This window comes from Micromonospora sp. NPDC049679 (assembly GCF_040659735.1).
Classification (GTDB): domain Bacteria; phylum Actinomycetota; class Actinomycetes; order Mycobacteriales; family Micromonosporaceae; genus Micromonospora_I.
On record NZ_JBFANZ010000001.1, the window covers coordinates 117,275 to 134,856 of the forward strand.

17 protein-coding genes are annotated in these 17,582 nt (G+C 71.9%); 8 read left to right on the top strand and 9 right to left on the bottom strand.

Annotation, left to right across the window (positions count from 1 at the left end; genetic code table 11):
* Window positions 1–26: 26 nt before the first annotated feature.
* The 5 genes from AB0J06_RS00545 to AB0J06_RS00565 form a co-directional block, all read right to left on the bottom strand.
* Window positions 27–1,589: a cellulose binding domain-containing protein gene (locus AB0J06_RS00545; RefSeq protein WP_357423005.1), complete on the bottom strand. Its 1,563-nt coding sequence runs from the start codon at window positions 1,587–1,589 to the stop codon at window positions 27–29.
* Window positions 1,590–1,652: 63 nt separating this feature from the next.
* Window positions 1,653–3,041, bottom strand: coding sequence for a cellulose binding domain-containing protein (locus AB0J06_RS00550; protein WP_357423007.1), 1,389 nt, complete (start codon window positions 3,039–3,041; stop codon window positions 1,653–1,655).
* Between the two features lie 204 nt (window positions 3,042–3,245).
* Window positions 3,246–4,658, bottom strand: a complete 1,413-nt coding sequence (locus AB0J06_RS00555) for a carbohydrate-binding protein (protein WP_357423010.1) — start codon at window positions 4,656–4,658, stop codon at window positions 3,246–3,248.
* A 130-nt stretch (window positions 4,659–4,788) separates the two neighbouring features.
* On the bottom strand, window positions 4,789–5,559 hold the full coding sequence (gene yidC / locus AB0J06_RS00560; protein ID WP_357423012.1) for a membrane protein insertase YidC: 771 nt from the start codon (window positions 5,557–5,559) through the stop codon (window positions 4,789–4,791).
* Between the two features lie 155 nt (window positions 5,560–5,714).
* On the bottom strand, window positions 5,715–6,011 hold the full coding sequence (locus AB0J06_RS00565) for a DUF6412 domain-containing protein (RefSeq protein WP_357423014.1): 297 nt from the start codon (window positions 6,009–6,011) through the stop codon (window positions 5,715–5,717).
* 158 nt (window positions 6,012–6,169) lie between these two features.
* On the opposite strand from AB0J06_RS00565, the gene AB0J06_RS00570 reads away from it, so the two are divergent.
* From AB0J06_RS00570 to AB0J06_RS00580, 3 genes are all read left to right on the top strand, one after another.
* A complete protein-coding gene (locus AB0J06_RS00570; RefSeq protein WP_357423016.1) occupies window positions 6,170–6,958 on the top strand; it encodes a hypothetical protein in 789 nt (262 codons plus the stop codon).
* A 140-nt stretch (window positions 6,959–7,098) separates the two neighbouring features.
* Window positions 7,099–8,238, top strand: a complete 1,140-nt coding sequence (locus AB0J06_RS00575) for a glutamate--cysteine ligase (RefSeq protein WP_357423017.1) — start codon at window positions 7,099–7,101, stop codon at window positions 8,236–8,238.
* 7 nt (window positions 8,239–8,245) lie between these two features.
* Window positions 8,246–9,655: an FAD-dependent oxidoreductase gene (locus AB0J06_RS00580; protein WP_357423019.1), complete on the top strand. Its 1,410-nt coding sequence runs from the start codon at window positions 8,246–8,248 to the stop codon at window positions 9,653–9,655.
* Window positions 9,656–9,798: 143 nt separating this feature from the next.
* On the opposite strand, the gene AB0J06_RS00585 is transcribed toward AB0J06_RS00580, so the two are convergent.
* Window positions 9,799–10,260 (bottom strand): PPOX class F420-dependent oxidoreductase, encoded by a 462-nt coding sequence (locus AB0J06_RS00585; protein WP_357423021.1) that lies wholly within the window; start codon window positions 10,258–10,260, stop codon window positions 9,799–9,801.
* 163 nt (window positions 10,261–10,423) lie between these two features.
* Here AB0J06_RS00585 and AB0J06_RS00590 point away from each other — a divergent pair, with 163 nt between their 5' ends.
* The gene (locus AB0J06_RS00590; protein ID WP_357423023.1) at window positions 10,424–11,005 is read left to right on the top strand and encodes a DUF1707 domain-containing protein; all 582 of its coding nucleotides are present in this window, start codon (window positions 10,424–10,426) and stop codon (window positions 11,003–11,005) included.
* Window positions 11,006–11,009: 4 nt separating this feature from the next.
* Here AB0J06_RS00590 and AB0J06_RS00595 read toward each other — a convergent pair whose 3' ends face one another.
* Window positions 11,010–11,816, bottom strand: coding sequence for a DNA-formamidopyrimidine glycosylase family protein (locus AB0J06_RS00595; protein WP_357423025.1), 807 nt, complete (start codon window positions 11,814–11,816; stop codon window positions 11,010–11,012).
* A 126-nt stretch (window positions 11,817–11,942) separates the two neighbouring features.
* Between AB0J06_RS00595 and AB0J06_RS00600 the strand changes: the two genes are divergently transcribed.
* The 3 genes from AB0J06_RS00600 to rocD all read left to right on the top strand — a co-directional run bounded on the left by AB0J06_RS00600 (window position 11,943) and on the right by rocD (window position 15,039).
* Window positions 11,943–12,665, top strand: coding sequence for a hypothetical protein (locus AB0J06_RS00600; RefSeq protein ID WP_357423027.1), 723 nt, complete (start codon window positions 11,943–11,945; stop codon window positions 12,663–12,665).
* 300 nt (window positions 12,666–12,965) lie between these two features.
* Complete coding sequence (gene ddaH, locus AB0J06_RS00605; protein ID WP_357423029.1) at window positions 12,966–13,775, top strand: dimethylargininase; 810 nt, start codon at window positions 12,966–12,968, stop codon at window positions 13,773–13,775.
* Between the two features lie 49 nt (window positions 13,776–13,824).
* Window positions 13,825–15,039, top strand: a complete 1,215-nt coding sequence (rocD, locus tag AB0J06_RS00610; protein WP_357423030.1) for an ornithine--oxo-acid transaminase — start codon at window positions 13,825–13,827, stop codon at window positions 15,037–15,039.
* Window positions 15,040–15,114: 75 nt separating this feature from the next.
* Here rocD and AB0J06_RS00615 read toward each other — a convergent pair whose 3' ends face one another.
* Together AB0J06_RS00615 and AB0J06_RS00620 are read right to left on the bottom strand one after the other, a co-directional pair.
* On the bottom strand, window positions 15,115–16,230 hold the full coding sequence (locus AB0J06_RS00615; protein WP_357423032.1) for an FHA domain-containing protein: 1,116 nt from the start codon (window positions 16,228–16,230) through the stop codon (window positions 15,115–15,117).
* A 12-nt stretch (window positions 16,231–16,242) separates the two neighbouring features.
* Window positions 16,243–16,536: a 4a-hydroxytetrahydrobiopterin dehydratase gene (locus AB0J06_RS00620; protein WP_357423034.1), complete on the bottom strand. Its 294-nt coding sequence runs from the start codon at window positions 16,534–16,536 to the stop codon at window positions 16,243–16,245.
* Window positions 16,537–16,744: 208 nt separating this feature from the next.
* On the opposite strand from AB0J06_RS00620, the gene AB0J06_RS00625 reads away from it, so the two are divergent.
* Window positions 16,745–17,536, top strand: coding sequence for a hypothetical protein (locus AB0J06_RS00625; protein WP_357423036.1), 792 nt, complete (start codon window positions 16,745–16,747; stop codon window positions 17,534–17,536).
* Window positions 17,537–17,582: the final 46 nt, after the last annotated feature.

Genomic DNA, 17,582 nt, shown 5'->3' on the forward strand with positions numbered 1-17,582 from the left:
GACGGGGGCCGGGGCCGCGGCGTGGGTCAGAACCTGGCGGTGATAGAGGTGAACTCCCAGGTGTTCTGGGCGATGCCGCTGCAGTCGGAGACGACGCCGCCGCCGGGGCACGGCCGGTCGCGGTTGACGGCCCAGAAGGTGAAGCGGGCGAGCGAGCGCGCCTTCGCCCAGTCGCGGATCTGCGTCCACGTCGCCGGCGAGGTCAGCTCCTGCTGGTCGGAGAGGCCGTTCATGCCGGAGATGCCCATGTGGGCGTACGCGGTCGCGTCGGACCAGCCGAAGGCGCTCTTCAGCGCGTTCTTCAGCCCTTCGGAGGCGTTGACCGTGCTCTGGTACATGTTGGCGCCGCCGCCGAAGTCGAACGGCATGATGGTGAAGACGTCGACGTTGGCCTGCATCGCGGCCGCCTGGTTGATCAGCCGGGTGCCGTAGTAGGTCGGGCCGGTGGTCGAGGTGCCGAAGGTCAGGATCGTCTTGATGCCCGGGTTGTTCTGCTTGACGATCTTCAACGCGCCGAGGATCCGGTCCTGTACGACCGTGTTCTCGAACTCGTCGGTGTTCTCGATGTCCACGTCGATCGCCTTCAGGTTGAACGTGTTGATGACCTGCTGGTAGGCGTTGGCCAGCGCCTGGGGGGTCGAGCAGTTGGGGCCGAGCTTGTTGCCGCTCCAGCCGCCGATCGACGGGATCACGTCGCCGCCCGCGGCCCGGATGGCGCTGATCGTGCTGGCGTGCGCGCCGCCGGTGAGCGGACCGCCGTCCCAGCCCGGCGTGCAGCCACCGGCGGAGAGGACGAACGCGATGGTGAACCACTTGACGCCGGTCGCGCTCATCACCGTCGACGGCGCGGGCGGATTCCCCCAGCCCGGGTAGAGGTACGGGGCCGCGGCCATGGAGCCGCTCCCCCCGCCGGTGCAGCCGGTGGTGGTCGCCGACACGGCCGCCGACTTCGCCGACTCACCCGACGAGTTGTACGCCGCGACGCTGTAGCTGTGGCCCGTGCAGGCGCCGAGTCCGGAGACGGTCGCGGAGGTGCCGGTGACGGTGGCCCGCACCGCGCTGCCCTCGTAGACGCGGTAACCGGTGACGGTGCCGGACGAGGCGTTCCAGGCCAGCGAGATGGCCGAGTTGGTGGTGCCGGTGACGCGGAGGTTGCCGGGGACACTCGGCGCGCCCGGCGTGCCGCCTCCGCCGCCACTGCACGCGGCCCCGTTGACCGTGCAGTTGGTGGGGTCACCGTTGCCGCTGACCACGAACCCGAAGGTGGTGCTCGCGCCGGCCGCGAGCGCGCCGTTGTACTCCCGGTTGGTGGCGGTGACGTGCTGGCCCGCGGTGCTCACCAGCGCGTCCCAGTAGGTGCCCATCGAGGTTCCGCCGGGCAGGTCGAACTGCACGTTCCACGAGGTGATCGGCGAGGAGGTGTTGTTGGTGACGGTGAACTTGGCCTCGTACCCGCTCCCCCAGCTGGAGGTGCGGACGAAGGTCGCGGTGGCCGCGGACGCCGCGGTCGCGAATCCGAGCGAGCCGGCGACGAGCGCGGCGGCCAGTCCGGCGGCGAGCGCCGCGGTCCGGATCGATCTGAGTTTCATGGGACCTCCAGGGCGGGGGTACGGGGGTTACCGGGGGTCGGGCCTACCGGGGTCGGGCCTTGGTCAGGGCAGGGTCGCGAGGTGCGGCTTGACGGTGCGGGCGAAGGAGTTGCCGTTGGAGACGTCCCAGTTGATCGACCAGGTCATCGCGCCGCGGATGTCCGGGTAGGTGCGCGGGGGTCGGAAGCTGCCGCAGTTGGACGCCCGGGCCAGGCAGTCGAGCGCCTGGTTGACCAGGGTCGGGGCGACGACGCCGCCGCCCGCGGCGCCCGGTCCGGCGGGCAGACCGAGCGCGACCTGGTCGGGTCGCAGGCCGTTCTCCAGCTGAAGGCAGGCGAGCGCGGTCATGAAGTTGACCGTGCCCTGGGCGTAGGCGAAGGACTGGTCGCAGCCGAGCATCGAGCCGGAGTTGTAGAACTGCGTGTGCACGACGGTGAGGATGTCCCGGATGTCGAGCGCCAGCTTGAAGTAGGACGCCGCGGGCGACTGCATGTCGATGGTCTGCGGGGCCATGGTGATGATCAGTCCGGCGCCGACCCTGCCGCGCAGTGACCGCAGCGCCTGGGCCATGAACGTCGGGTTGAGCCCGTTCTCCAGGTCGATGTCGACGCCGTCGAAGCCGTACTCCTGGATCAGCGCGTGCACGCTGTTGCTGAAGTTGGTCGCGGACGCCGCGTCGTTGACCGCCACCCGGCCGGTCTCGCCGCCGACGGAGAGGATCACCTTCTTGCCACGCGAATGCAGGGTCTGCACGTCGGCTTTGAAGGTGGCGTTGGTGTAACCGCCGAGCGCGGCGGAGAGTCCGGGGTCGATGCCGAAGCCGACCGCGCCGGGGGCGCCGGCCGCGTCGGCGAAGGCCACGGCGATCAGGTCGTACTCGGCGGGCACGTCGCGCAGTCGCAGCTCGACGGCGGGGTTGTCGAAGTTGTGCCAGTAGCCGGTGAGGAAGTGCCGGGGGAGGCTGCCCGTGCCGGGCGGGGCCGTCGGCGGCGGCGCGGTGGGCGGGGCGGTCGGCGGCGGCGTGGCCGTCGGTGCGGGCGTCGTCGGGGTAGGCGCGCCGCCGCACGCGGCGCCGTTGAGCCGGCAGTTGATCGGGGACCCGGAGCCGTTGCCGAGGAAGCCGAAGGAGACCGACGCCCCGGGCGCGACGGCGCCGTTGTAGTCGCGGTTGGTCGCGGTCACGTGCTGACCGGAGGTGACGACGAGCGCGTCCCAGTAACTGCCCAGGGTTGTCCCGGCCGGGAGGTCGAACTGGACGTTCCACGAGGTGATGGCGGTCGGGCCGCCGTTGGTGATCGTGTATTTGCCTTCCCAGCCGGACCCCCAGTCGGAGGTCTTCACGAAGGTCGCGGTGGGGCCCGCCGCCAGGGCCGGAGCGGCCACCCAGACGGCCGCCGCTGCGGCCGCGAGTGCGGTCGCCACGGTGGCGACAAGGAATCGGGAACGCCTCACGCAGTCCTCCCCCAACCGGTCGCGGGATTTCCCGCACATCGACAGTTGGCTAATTATTAGGACTGTTAACTGTTAATGTCCAGACCCATTTCCCGACCCGTTTCCAACCCGACCCGGTGATCAAGGGATCGACCGCGGGACACGGGCCGGTGTCCATGCGGCCGATCCCTTGATCAGCCCGTAGGGCGCGTCGAGACAGCGCCGTCAGCGGCGGAAGGTGAACCAATTGACGTTGACGAAGTCGTTCGGCTGGCCGCTGGTGAACGTCAGATAGACGGTCTGTCGCCCGGTCACCGCGGAGACGTTGGCCGGCACGGAACGCCAACTCTGCCAGCCGCCCGTGTTCGCGATCGCGAAGCTGCCGATCGGAGCGCTGGTCGGGCTGCCGAGCCGCACCTCGACCAGACCGCTCACGCCGCCCGCCGCGCCGGACGCGACCCGCGCCAGCAGATCGCGGGGCGACGTCGACCCGAAGTCGACGTTGTCGAACCGTGCCCAGTCACCGTTGCGCAGCGCGGCGATGTTCTGCCCGCCCTCGCTGCACGCCTCGACCGCGACACCGTTCTGCGCCTGGAACGCCTCGGCCTGGATCGTCGAGTACGCGCTCACACCGCCACCCGGCGGCGGCGTCGTCGGTGGCGTGGTCGGCGGGGTGGTCGACCCGCCACCCCGGCTCCAGACCGCGACGTAGTCGACCAGCATCGGCCGCCCCGAGACGGTGCTCCCGGTCGGCGTGGCCCCGCCGGCGACGCCGTTCGGGAACGCGCCACCCATGGCGACGTTGAGCAGCAGGAAGTAGCCGGCGTGGCTGGTCATGTTGTTCCAGTGCGGCTGACCGACCTGCGCCTCGGTCACGGTGTGGAACTGCTGGCCGTCCACGTACCAGCGCAGTTGGTCGGGGTTGGCGGCGGTGTCCCACTCGAAACGGTAGGTGTGGAAAGCCGACTGGCAGGAGGCTCCGGGGCAGGCCCGGGACGCGCCGATGCCGTTGAACTCGTTGCACGGCCCGCCGGGTGCGACGCCGCAGTGCAGAACCCCCCAGACCGAGTTGATCCCGTTGACGTTCTCCATCACGTCGAACTCGCCGATCCCCGGCCAGTTCTGGTAGTTGCCGCGGTACGGCGACCCGAGCGCCCAGAAGGCGGGCCAGTAGCCGGCCGCCTCGGCGCCGGTGACGTTCGGCATCTGGATCCGCCCCTCGATCGCCAGCACCCCGCCCGCGGGCGGCTTGAAGTTGGTGCGGACGGTCTCGATGCGGGCGGAGGTCCACTGCCCGGACGCGGTGCGGATGGGAGTGATGCGCAGGTTGCCGCCACCGTCGTGGCTGACGTTGCTGGTGCTGTTGGTGTAGGTCTGGATCTCCCCCGTGCCCCAGTTGGCCGGACCACCGGGATAGCTCGTGCCGGTGTCGATGATCCAGTTGCCGGACGACGGAAGGGTGTTGGCGGCGCCCGTGAAGTCGTCGCTCCACACCAGGCTCCAGCCGGGCGGGGTGGGCGGGACGGCGGCGCGCGCGGTCATGCTGACCGCGAGCACGGTGGTGACCACGGCGGCGATGGCCACCGCGGCAAGGAGGCGGCGCCGGAGCGGCGCGCCGGGTTGGGCGGTCACTGTCATTACGGACCTCTCTGCGGGGACGGCGGAGTCGGGAGAGCGATTGCCGCTCCCGAGCGCCACAGGACGGAACACCCCCGTGCGACGAGCGGGTAAAGCTGGCGTTACAACTGAGAGAGCGCTCTCTCACGTTTTAGTGGTCGCGCCTCGGCTTGTCAACCGTCATCGATGGGTCACCGTCCGCGCGGACCACCTGGGGGCGACGCAGCACCGCGTGCTCCAGGGCCGTCCACGCCGTCGTCGTCAGCAGGTAGAGCGCCGCCGCCAGCGGCACCACCGCCGCGGCGAGCAGCGTGCCGTACGGCAGCAGCGGCAGCAACCGGGCCAGTGCGGCCGCACCGGGCGCAGCACTGTCGGCCACCGGCTGCACGGCCGCCATCCGTCGCATCCGCCGCGACGACCACCAGGCCAGCACCGCCAACAGCGCGAAGAGTACGGCGAAAACGGGCCCCGCCGATCCGCCCAGCCCGTCGGCGACGTGGTGGCCGAGCGGCACCCCGAAGAGCCGGTCGGTCAGCAGCGAAGCGTCTCCGGCCGCAGTGGTGAAGAGCCGGTACATCACGAAGAAGAACGGCGCCTGCAGCAGGCCGGGCAGGCAGCCCGAGAGCGTCGTCGCCCCTTCCGCCCGGAAGAGGGCGACGGTCTCGGCGCGCAGCCGCTCCGGCTGCCTGCCGTACCGCTGCTGCAGCTCGCGAAGCTGCGGCGCGAGCGCAGCGCGGCGTCGCTCCCCGCGGACCTGCGCCCAGCTCAGCGGCGAGATCAGCAGCCGGACGGCGATGGTGAATCCGACGATGGCGGCGGCCGTGGCGCCGCCGCCGGCGATCGGGCCGACCGCGTCGGCGAGCGCGGAAACGGCGGTGTATGCGGCGCCCACGGCGCCGTCGAGTGGTGCGAAGGCAAGCACGGTAAACCCCTGGGCTCGATTCGGCGACGTCCAGCGGACCCTCGGGCGGCTGGACGGTGACGGGTGGAATCGGCCGCATGGCGGCGCCGCGGAGAGCGGGCGCAGGGCGGCCGACGGCGGAACCGGACCGGCCGCGCGCGCTGTCCCAGCGGGGACTAGGTGGCGACGGCCCGGAACGGCGCCGTCGGCGCCCGGGGACGCGGCCGCCCGGCCGCGTCGGGATCGAGTTGCCGCGGCACGCCGGCCCGGCGCGCCCGCTCCCGCATCGTCGTGCCCTGCCGCGCCGGATCGTCGGCCGGCAACCGGAGCCGGGCGACGAGACGGAGGGTGACCGCGACCGCGAGCAGAGTGGCGGCCACGGCGAGCAGCTCGGCCGGGTGGCTGGGGACGGCGGCGATCTGCGCGTAGGCGTACGCCCACACCCCCGCCACGCTCGTCAGGAACCCCGGCACACGCGCAGCCTAGGAGCACCCGTCAAGAGGGCCGCCCGCTCCGCGGTTTCCGTGCCGCCGCCCGGAATCCGCCGCGACCCGCCGGACACGCCGCGCCCGGCACGACGGATTACCGCACGAGGGGGCGGATCGTCGGGACCAGGAGGATGATCGGGCCCGTGGCGGAGTGGTTCCACCGGACGATCGTCTCGACCGGCCGGCTCCCCCTCTTCTGCTTCTTCGTCGGGGTGATCGTCGGCTTCGGCTTCATCCGCGCCTCCGTACGGATGATCCGGGCGCGGGTGCGTTGGTGGCCGGGGAACGTCACGCCGGGCGGACTGCACATCCACCACGTCGTCTTCGGCGTCGTCTTCATGCTGATCGCGGGCGTCGCCGGGCTGATGATGCCGGCCAGTCCGACGCCCTGGCGGGCCGCGGCGGCCGCGCTGTTCGGCATCGGATCGGCGCTCGTCCTCGACGAGTTCGCCCTGCTGCTGCACCTGAGCGACGTGTACTGGTCGGAGAAGGGGCGCACCTCCATCGACGCCGTCTTCGTGGCGATCGCCCTCTCCGGACTGCTGCTGCTCGGCATGCGGCCGGTCAGCCTGAACGACTTCCTGCAGGCCCCCACCGACGGTGTCAAGCCCTGGTTGGCCGCCGCGCTGTTCGCCATCGCCAACCTCGCGCTCGCGGCGATCACCCTGTTGAAGGGGAAGATCTGGACCGGGCTGCTGGGCCTGTTCATCCCGGTGCTGCTCGTCGTCGGCGCGATCCGGCTCGCCCGGCCGCACTCCCCCTGGGCGCACTGGTTATACGTCCGCCCGGGGCGGCGCAACGAGCGAAAGCGGGCGTTGGCGGCGTTCCGGGAGCGGCGGTTCCGACAACCGATCATCGCGGCGAAGATCTGGGTGCAGGAGCTGATCGGCGGCCGTCACGACGTGCCCCTGCCCCGGCGGCCGCGCCGCTGACCCGCATTCCAGCCCACCGCCTCCGGCCAGCCCGCAGAATGGTGGTGCCCACGACATGCGGGTTTCCCCCGGCGGGCATTGTGGGTATCGAGGTGGCTGATAGCGCCCGATGGCGGCGCGACCGACGGACGGTGAGGCCAATGACCGGCAGCGTGATGACCCAGGAACGACCCGCGCCGGACGAGGCGTCGGGGCTGCTCACCGTCGGGGTGGAAGAGGAGTTCCTGCTCGTGGACCCGGCGACCGGCGCGGCGGTGCCGGCCGTCGACGCGGTCTTCGCCGAGGTTCCCGCCGAGCTGCGCGGCCAGGTGCAGCAGGAGTTCCAGACCAGCCAGATCGAGATCGGCAGCCCGCCCGGCGTCGAACTCGCCGCGGTGCGGCACTCGCTGGGACTGCTGCGCACCGGTCTCTCCGACGCGGCCGAGCGGGCCGGCGCCCGCCTGCTCGCCGTCGGCACCGGTCCGATCGCCGGGGCGGAGCCCCCGGTCGTGGACAGACCGCGTTTCCACCGCATGATCGAGCGGTACCGGCTGCTGGTGGACGGCCCGGGCAACAACGGGATGCACGTCCACGTCGGGATCCCCGACCCGGAGACCGGCGTCCAGGTCCTCAACCACCTGCGGCCGTGGCTGCCCGTGCTGCACGCCGCCACCGCCAACTCACCGTTCTACGAAGGCGTCGACACCGGTTACGCCAGCTGGCGCTCGGTGATGTGGGAGCGCTGGCCGGCGGTCGCACCGACCCCCTGGCTGGAGTCGCACGCCCACTACGAGCGGCTGGTCGAGGAGCTGATCTCGTCGGGGATGCTGCTCGACCAGGGGATGCTCTACTGGTACGCCCGCCTCTCGGCCAACTATCCGACTGTCGAGGTCCGCATCGGCGACGTCTGCCCGAGCCTGGACGACACGATCCTGATCGCCGCGCTGATCCGCGGGCTGGTCGGGACCGCGCTGGCGGACATCGACGCCGGCCGCCCGGCGCCGCCGGTCGACCATCACATGCTCGTGGCGGCGCACTGGCGCGCGGCGCACGACGGGTTGGAAGGCCTGGCGGTCGACGTCCTGCGCGGCGGCACCCACCCGGCGTGGCATCTGATGCGGCGACTCGTCGACCGGATCTCCCCCGAGTTGGCCCGCCACGGCGACCTGTCGCTGGTCACTACGCTCCTCGGACAACTGCGGTCGCGCGGTACGGGGGCGGCGCGGCAGCGCGCCGTGCACGCCCGGACCGGGGACCTGCTCGACGTGGTCGACTACCTGGCCGCGCAGACGCGGGGCTGAGCTGCCGATGACCGAACGCATGATCATCGTCGGGGGTGACGCGGCGGGCATGTCCGCCGGGTCCCAGGCGCGCCGGCTGCGCGGACCCGACGAGCTGGAAATCGTCGCGTTCGAACGTGGCCACTTCACGTCCTACTCCGCCTGCGGCATCCCGTACTGGATCTCCGGTCTCGTCGACAGCCCCGACGACCTGATCGCCCGCGACCCGGAGACCTTCCGCCGCAAGCACGCGATCGACGCCCGGGTGCGGCACGAGGTGACCGCGATCGACCTCGACCGGCGCGAGGTGGTCGCTCGGGCACTCGACGACGGCGGGCGCGAGGTGCGCGAACGCTTCGACACCCTGATGTACGCCGCCGGCGCCGTCCCCATCGTCCCGCCGTGGGAGCAGGACGACGTGGCCGGCGTATTCGGCGTGCAGACCCTCGACGACGGCACGGCCCTGCGCGCGTGGCTGGAGAGCGAGCCGCGGCCGCGGCAGGCGGTGGTCGTCGGCGGCGGCTACATCGGGGTGGAGATGGCCGAGGCGCTGATCCGGCGTGGCCTCTCCGTCACGCTGGTGGAGAGGGCGCCGCAGCCCATGTCGACGGTGGACCCGGACATGGGGGCGATGGTCCGCGACGCGCTCTGCGGCCTCGGCATCGACGTACGCACCGGGGTGAGCGTCACGGGGATCGCCGAACGTGACGGACGGGTCCGCGCGGTCGGCACCGACGCCGGGGAACTCCCGGCCGACGTCGTGGTCCTGGGTCTGGGCGTACGCCCGAACACCGGCCTCGCCGCGGAGGCCGGCCTGCCGATCGGGGTCACCGGCGGGATCCGCACCGACCTGCGGATGCGCGTCGTCGGGCTCCCCGGTCCCGAGGACGATCCGGGCACGGCCGGGATCTGGGCGGCCGGCGACTGCGTCGAGACCGTCCACCGGGTCACCGGGCAGCCGGTGCACATCCCGCTCGGCACCCACGCCAACAAGCAGGGCCGGGTGGCGGGCATCAACATCGGCGGCGGGTACGCCACCTTCCCCGGCGTCGTCGGCACTGCCGTGACCAAGGTCTGCGACCTGGAAGTGGCCCGCACCGGGCTGCGCGAACGCGACGCCGCACAGGCCGGCTACGCCTACGTCACCGCCACCATCGAGTCGAACAACCGCGCCGGCTACTTCCCGGGCGCCGCTCCGATGACCGTCAAGCTGATCGCCGAACAGCGCACCGGACTCCTCCTCGGGGCACAGATCGTCGGCCGGTCGGAGGCCGCGAAGCGGATCGACACGTTGGCCGTGGCGCTCTGGAACCGCATGACGGTGGCCGACATGACGGCGCTGGATCTCGGCTACGCACCGCCGTACGCCCCGGTGTGGGACCCGGTGCTGGTCGCCGCCCGCAAGGCCACTGACGCCGTCCACGGCGGCCGGGCGTAGCCGTCCGGGCAGCCGCTGGATGGGCGACGGCGCGAGACCGTGATGCGCCTCGCGCATCACGATGCGGCCGGCGCATCAATACGAAAGACGGACCGCCCCGGTGCATCTCGGTCACGCGAAGGACGGCGAGTTCGACTTCCGAGTCACGCGAGCCGGGGCGGGAAGCCGCCGGTGGCGACCGGGCTCCAACTCTCGATGGTCACGCGGATCAGCGACTTTCCCTGGTCGCGCATCGCCTGCCGGTATTCGTCCCAGTCCGGGTGCTCGCCGGAGATGCGGCGGAAGTATTCGACGAGCGGCTCCAGCGCCTCGGGCAGGTCGAGCACCTCGCCGGTGCCGTCGACCTGGACCCAGGCGCCGTTCCAGTCGTCGGAGATGACGCAGACCGAGACGCGGGGGTCGCGGCGGATGTTGCGGACCTTGACGCGTTCGGGGTAGGTCGCGATCACGATGCGTCCCTCGGCGTCGACACCGCAGGCGACCGGGGAGGCCTGAGGCCGGCCGTCGGCCCGGGTGGTCATCAGGATGGCGTGGTGCCGGGGCGTGATGAACTCGATCAGGCGCTCGCGGTCGACGCGCTCATTCGTCGCGATGGTGCGGGCCATGGGTCCCCCTCCACGTCGATGTGGCGCCCGGCATCCGCTGCCGCGGCGTTCGCGGCAACCCTATCGGGGGACCGGAACGCGCAGGGGGAGGACGCCGGGACGGCTCCGATGCACCGGCGCCGGGGACGTGGCCTGCGGCGGGACTGCCGCTATGCTCTGGCGCGTGGAGCTGGAGCGGCACGGCGAGGACCACCTGCGGGTCTCCGACCGGGAACGTGAGCAGGTGGTCGAGTTGCTCGGCCAGGCGGCTGTGGAGGGTCGGCTGACGCTCGACGAGTACACCGAGCGCGCGGGAACGGCACATTCGGCGGTCACCCGCGGCGAGCTCGCCCGGCTCACCGAGGACCTCCCCACCGGGATGCCCCGTGCCGCGGTCGCGCACCCCGCGACCACGGCCGAACCCGAGCGTCTGGTGGCCATCTTCAGCAACGAGTCGCGCAAGGGTGGCTGGCTGGTGCCGGAGCGGCTGGAGGCCCGCTCCGTCTTCGGCGACTGTCACATCGAGCTGCAGGACGCCCAGTTGCAGCACCAGGTCACGCAGATCGACGCGACCGCCATCTTCGGCGCGGTCACGATCTACGTTCCCGATGGTGTCGAGGTGCGACTGACCGGCACGGCGATCTTCGGTAGCAAGGAGTCGAAGCTGCGCGCACCCGTCGGCACCGGCGCCCCGGTCATCGAGGTCCGCTGCCAGATCGCGTTCGGCTCGGTCACCGTGCGGCCGCCGAAGCGACGGTGGTGGTGACGGGTTACGGCTGGCAGGCGGGGCACCAGTACGAGTTCCGGCCGGCGAGGTCGGCGCGACTGACCTCGGTGGAGCAGACGAGGCAGGGCTGCCCGGCCCGCCGGTAGACGTAGACCTCGCCGCCGTGCCGGTCGACCCGTGGCGGTCGGCCGGTCACCTCGGGCAGGTGCTGGTCGCGGACCGTGTCGATCCGACCGCGCCGTACGCCCTCGCGCATCAACTCGCGGAGGTCCGTCCACAGTGGTTCCCACTGCGCCGGATCGATCTCCCGTCCGGGTCGGGTCGGCGGGATCCCGGCCCGGAAGAGCACCTCGCAGACGTAGACAAGCCCGGCGCCGGCGACGATCGACTGGTCGAGCAGGAGCGACGCGACGCTCTTCGCGCTGCGCCGGATCTTCGCGTACGACCCGGCCGGATCGGCGTCGTCGCGCAGCGGATCGGCGCCCAGTCGCGCGCGTAGCGCGTCCACGTCCGTGGGGTTGAACAGTTCGCACGCGGTGGGGCCGCGCAGATCGAGCCAGTGCCGGTCGCTGGTCAGCCGGAGCCGCACCTGCCCGACGGGGACGGGCGGTTCCCCCTCGCCGCCGGCGAACGCCCCGTAGAGCCCCAGATGCACATGCAGGGTCTCGCCGATGTCGTAATGGTGCAGCAGGTGTTTGCCGTACGCCTCGGTCTCCTGCAGCGTCGCGCCGGACAGCCGGGCCGCGCCCGCCGCGAACCGTCCCTGAGGGCTCAGCGCGGTCACTTTGTCCCCGCCGAACATGGCCTGGTGCTCCGCGGCGAGCCGGTGAATGGTGTGTCCCTCTGGCACCGGTCGACCCTATCCACCGCGTCCGCGCGTTCCGTCCAGGTGTGACCGCGCATACATCCGGGTATGCCAATATCGTCCCCGCGCAGGCCGCATCGCAGAGCCCGCGCACTGATCAGGAGGTGTGTTGTGGTCAGGATCCCCTCGCTCTCGCGCCGCTCGGCGGATGCGCCGACGCGGGACGACGACGGCGACGGCCGCGCCGACGGCGTCGGTGTGGCCCCCGCACCCGTACCACCATCCGAAACCGGTCCGGTGACCGTGCGCGACCGGCTCGACGACAGCACGGTCTACGACGGCCGGAGGTCGACCGTGCCGGCCAGTCCCGAGCGCGGCGACGCCGCCCGGGCGGCCGAGCACGCGACGGCCGAGCGGGCCGCCGCCGAACGTGCGGCGGACCGCGCGGAAACCGAGAGCCTGGCCGCGGCGCGCACGGACACGGACCGGACCGCCGTGGTCGCGCCGACAACCGGGACGGAGCGCGTCGCCGTCCCGGAGCGCGAGGCGCCGCCCGTTCCCGCCGGTCCCCGCCCCCGCGCGAGCGTGCTCGCCACGCTCAGTCTGATCGTCGGCGTCGTCGCCGCGCTCGCCGTGCTGACCGGCACGCTCGCCGGGTACGGCATCGCGTTGGGTGTGCTCGCGCTGCTGCTCGCCATCGGCGGCATCTCGGCGACGAGTCGGCGGCACGTCGCCGGGAAGTCCGAAGCACTGATCGGTCTGCTGCTGGGCGTGGGCGCCGTGGTGCTCGGCATTCTGGCGCTGACCGGCTCGCTCTCGTGGCTCTCGACGGACGGCGACAACGTGGTCCGGGTGCGGGAGTGGCTTGACTCACAGTTTGTTGACCGGTTCTGACGGGTAGTTCTGACGCCGGAGCAGTGATGGAGCGCTCCAGCGCCCACTGACGTGGTGGTTCACCACGGGCGCCCTTCATCGGGGGGTGGCGGTTCGCCACCCCCCGAAGCATGTCCAGGTTCGCCGACCGGCACGCTGGCGCAACGTTTCGCTGGTCGCACGCCGCAATGACGCAACGATCGACGGTAAGACGCAACCGTCGCCGGTAGTTTTCATCGCCTGCCCCGCATAGCGTTGCGGTTAGGCGCCAGCCCGTGGCCCCAGCGTGGCCGGGCGCGCCCGATCCCTGGAGCAGATGCGATGACGCAGAACCTGAGCAGCCGGCGGTACCTGATGTGCCGGCCGACCCACTTCGCGGTCGATTACGCGATCAATCCGTGGATGGACCCGAGCGCCCCGGTGGACGCCGATCTCGCCATCCGGCAGTGGTCGACGCTGCGGCAGGTCTACCTCGACCTGGGACACACGGTCGACGAGATCGAGCCGCTGCCCGGGCTGCCCGACATGGTCTTCGCGGCCAACGGCGCCACCGTCGTCGACGGCCGCGCGCTCGCCGTGCAGTTCCTCAACCCTGAGCGGGCGGACGAGGGCCCGGCCTACGCGTCCTGGTTCGAGCGGGCCGGTTTCGAGGTGCACCAGCCCAAGCACGTCAACGAGGGCGAGGGTGACATCCTGCTCGCCGGCGACCTGCTCCTCGCCGGCACCGGCTTCCGTACGGCGCACGCGGCGCACGCCCAGGTGCAGGAGGTCTTCGGTCGTCCCGTGGTGACGCTCCAACTGGTCGACCCGCGCTTCTACCACCTGGACACCGCGCTCTGCGTACTCGACCCGCAGACCGTCGCGTACCTCCCGGAGGCCTTCTCCCCCGGCAGCCAGGCCGTGTTGCGTCGGCTCTTCCCGGACGCGATCATCGCGCGTCCGGCGGACGCCGAGGTGCTCGGGCTGAACGCGGTCAGCGACGGGCGGCACGTGGTCCTCCCGGCCCAGGCGACCGGTTTCGCCGCCGCGCTCACGGAGCGCGGTTACGAGCCCATCGGTGTTGATATGTCCGAACTGCGCAAGGCCGGTGGCGGCCCCAAGTGCTGCACGCTGGAGGTGCGGGACCGGTGAGCGCGAGCAACGAGCGCACCGACTCCCGTCGCGAACGAAAGGCACGTGAATGACCACTGTCGAGAGCCTCCGCACCCCGGGTGCGATGCGTGACGCCGAGCGCTGGACCGCGCACAACTACCACCCGCTCCCGGTCGTCGTCGCGGAGGCCGAAGGCGCCTGGGTGACCGACGTGGACGGCCGCCGCTACCTGGACTGTCTCTCCGGCTACTCGGCGCTCAACTTCGGACACCGCCACCCCGGCCTGATCGCGGCCGCGCACGCGCAGCTCGACCGGCTCACGCTGACCAGCCGGGCCTTCGTGCACGACCAGTTCGCCGACTTCTGCCACGAGCTGGCCGAGCTCTGCGGCAAGGAGCTCGTGCTGCCGATGAACACCGGCGCCGAGGCGGTGGAGACCGCGATCAAGGTGGCCCGCAAGTGGGGTTACCAGGTCAAGGGCGTTCCGGCGGAGCAGGCCACCATCGTCGTGGCCGAGGGTAACTTCCACGGCCGCACCACGACGATCGTCAGCTTCTCCACCGACCCGGAGGCGCGCAACGACTTCGGGCCGTACACGCCGGGGTTCCGGATCGTGCCCTACGGCGACCTGGCGGCGATCGCCGCGGCGATCGACGACACGACCGTCGCCGTGCTGCTGGAGCCGATCCAGGGCGAGCAGGGCGTGGTCGTGCCGCCGGCCGGTTACCTGCCGGGCGTGCGGGAGCTCTGCACGCAGCAGAACGTGCTCTTCGTCGCCGACGAGATCCAGTCCGGGCTGGGCCGCACCGGCGAGACGTTCGCCTGCGACCACGAGGGCGTCCGCCCGGACATGTACCTCCTCGGCAAGGCGCTGGGCGGCGGCATCGTGCCGGTGTCGGCGGTCGCGGCCGACAAGAACGTGCTCGGGGTGCTCCGCCCCGGCGAGCACGGCTCGACCTTCGGCGGCAACCCGCTGGCCTGCGCGGTCGGCACCGAGGTCGTACGCCTGCTGCGCACCGGCGAATTCCAGACCCGCTCGGCCGAGCTCGGCGCCCATCTGCACTCGGCGCTGCGCGGCCTGCTCGGTCAGGGTCTGGTCGCGGTGCGCGGTCGGGGGCTCTGGGCCGGCATCGACATCGACCCGTCGCTGATGACCGGTCGCCAGGCCTGCGAGCGGCTCGCCGAGCGCGGGGTGCTCGCCAAGGACACGCACGGCTCGACCATCCGGCTCGCTCCGCCGCTGATGATCGAGGCGGACGAGGTGGACTGGGCGATCGAGCAGCTCACCGCCGTTCTGCGCTGACCCGCCGCGTCGATCAGGGACCTGTTCACTCCTTGCGGGGTGGACAGGTCCCTGATGCGTGGGCGCGGTCGAGGGTCAGCGGTCGAGGGTGCGCATGGCCATGGTGGGGGCTTCGGCCATCACCGACGCCGGGTTGACCACGCCGCCGGAGGTCCAGTTCCGCGCCCGGCCGATCTGCACTCCCGGATAGAGCTCCACGAAATCCGTCGGCGCGAGCGGGCGCGCCTGCCGCTTCAACGTGATCCGGTCATCGTCGTTCAGTGAACCGCCGGGGCGGATGCCCGTGCCGTTCGTGCTGACGTCCTGCGCGACCAGTTCGGTGCCGCGCAGCTCGAAGCGGACGTGGCTACGACTGATCCAGCGCCGCGCCTCCTCGGTCAACCACTGGCCCAGCGTGATCCCGCCGCCCTGCTCCGGCGCCCGTCCCACGAAGACGGGCTGGTCGCCGGCGACGACGAAGCGCTGGCGCACCGCCCCGTCGATCCGGACCGCGAGCACCTCCGCCGTCGGCCGCGGACCACCGTCGGCGAGCCGTTGGTCGTGGCGGGGGCAGGTCGGGGAGCCGGTGCGCAGGGTCGGCGGCGGTTGCCCGCCGGGGCGTCCGATCCGCATCGAGCCGAAGCTGGAGCACTCGGGGTCCGGGCAGCGCCAGAGTCGGGCCAGCAGCTTGGCGCCGACCGGCGACGGGTCCGCGACCGCTGGCGCCGGGGCGTTGCCGACCCGGGCGACGAGAACGGGGCCACCGGCTCCCGGCAGCGGGGCCATGAGCCGGCCGGACTGCGCGGTCAGCCACGGATAGCGTCCGGCCAGCCCGTCGAAACGGTTCCGGCTGAGCACCGGCAGTCCCAGCAGGTCGGCGACCTCGAGCACCCGGTCGGCGGGGTTGGGCAGCACCTCGGCCAGGCCGTCGTCGGCCCAGCGTCGGGCCACCATCCGCTCGTTGGAGGTCAGGTCGGCGTCGGAGAGCAGCCCCTTGTGCACGACCAGGTAGACCGGGACGTTTTCCTCGGCGACCGTCCGTCCGAGCGCGTCGATCACCATCCCGAGCCGCAGCATGCTCGCCGGCCGACCCCCGTCGAGGTCGACGTAGCGGACCACCTCGGCGAGGTCGATCACGGCGCGGGCGGCCGCCGGGTCGGTGCTCAGGCGCTGTTCGATCGCGTCGAACACCTTGCTGACTTCGAATCTCACGCGTTCTCCCGGTCAGCCCTGCTCTGCGACGAGCTGGTCGATGTGCCGGGCCAGCTCAATGTCACGGTCGGTGACCCCTCCGGCGGAGTGTGTGGCGCACCGGAAGGTGAGCGTCCGCCAGCGGATGTCGATATCGGGGTGGTGGTCCAACTCCTCGGCGACCACGGCCACCCGGGCCACCACGGCGATCGCGTCGGGAAACGTGCGTAGTTGGGCCGTGCGGCTGATGCCCGCCGGATCGCCGGTCCAACCGTCCAGGCCGGCGAGTGCGACGCGCACCGCATCGGCGTCGAGCACCTGTGCCATGCGCAGACCTTACCGTCCGCGCTGGTGTGGGGCGTGCGCCTGGTGCTCCGCGCCCGGCAGGGCCTCCGCGGTGCATGCATGTGATTCGATGCGGCGGAGCGTGTCAAATTCGCCCACACCGGGTATCGCTGCTTCGGAGCCGCCGGCACCCCCCGCCGGGTCCCCGGACCACCGCCGGACCGCCCGCCCCGATCGGAATGAGGATCAGATGCACACTCGACGGCTGACCACCACCGGGCTCGGCCTCGTCGCCGCCCTGAGCATCGGCGTCGCCGGATGCGCCGCCCCGACCGGCACGCCGGGCGCGGGCGCCAGTGGCAGCGCCACCCCCAGCACAAGCTCGTCCGCGTCGAACAGCGCGTCGAACAGCGCCGCGGACGAGCTGACCGCCGCCGCGCAGAAGCTCAACAACGACACCGTGACGGTGGCGATGGAGATGACCGGCCTCAAGGCCAACGGCAGCCTGGACCCGGTCCGCAACAGGGCGACGATGACCATGAACCTGGCCACCAACGGCAAGCCGGTGACGACCGAGATCATCGCCGTGGACAAGGACGCCTACGTCAAGCTCACCGGCATGCCGAACGTGCAGAACAAGTGGATGCACGTCGACGCGGCGAAGCTGGCGGGCGGCAACTTCGACATCATGCCGCAGGGCGACCCGGCCGGCGCGAGCAAGATGATCAAGGGTATGGCCGACGTCGAGCGAACCGGCGAGGGCAGCTTCCGCGGCACCCTCGACCTGACCAAGGCGCCGACAATCAACACGGCGGCGATCGCCGCGCTCGGCGACAAGGCCAAGGCCGTGCCGTTCACCGCCGCCGTCGACGGACAGGGGCGGCTGACCCGGCTGACCGTCGACCTCACCACGATCGCCCCGGCGCTCGGCACCCTCAACACCACCTACTCCAACTTCGGCGCGCCGGTCACCGCGACCAAGCCGGCCGCGGCCGAGACCGTCGAGGCCCCCGACTCGCTGCCCGGTCTGTTCGGGAACTGACCAACGACACCGCGACGCCACTGAGGGACAGTCTCCGGTGGATCCT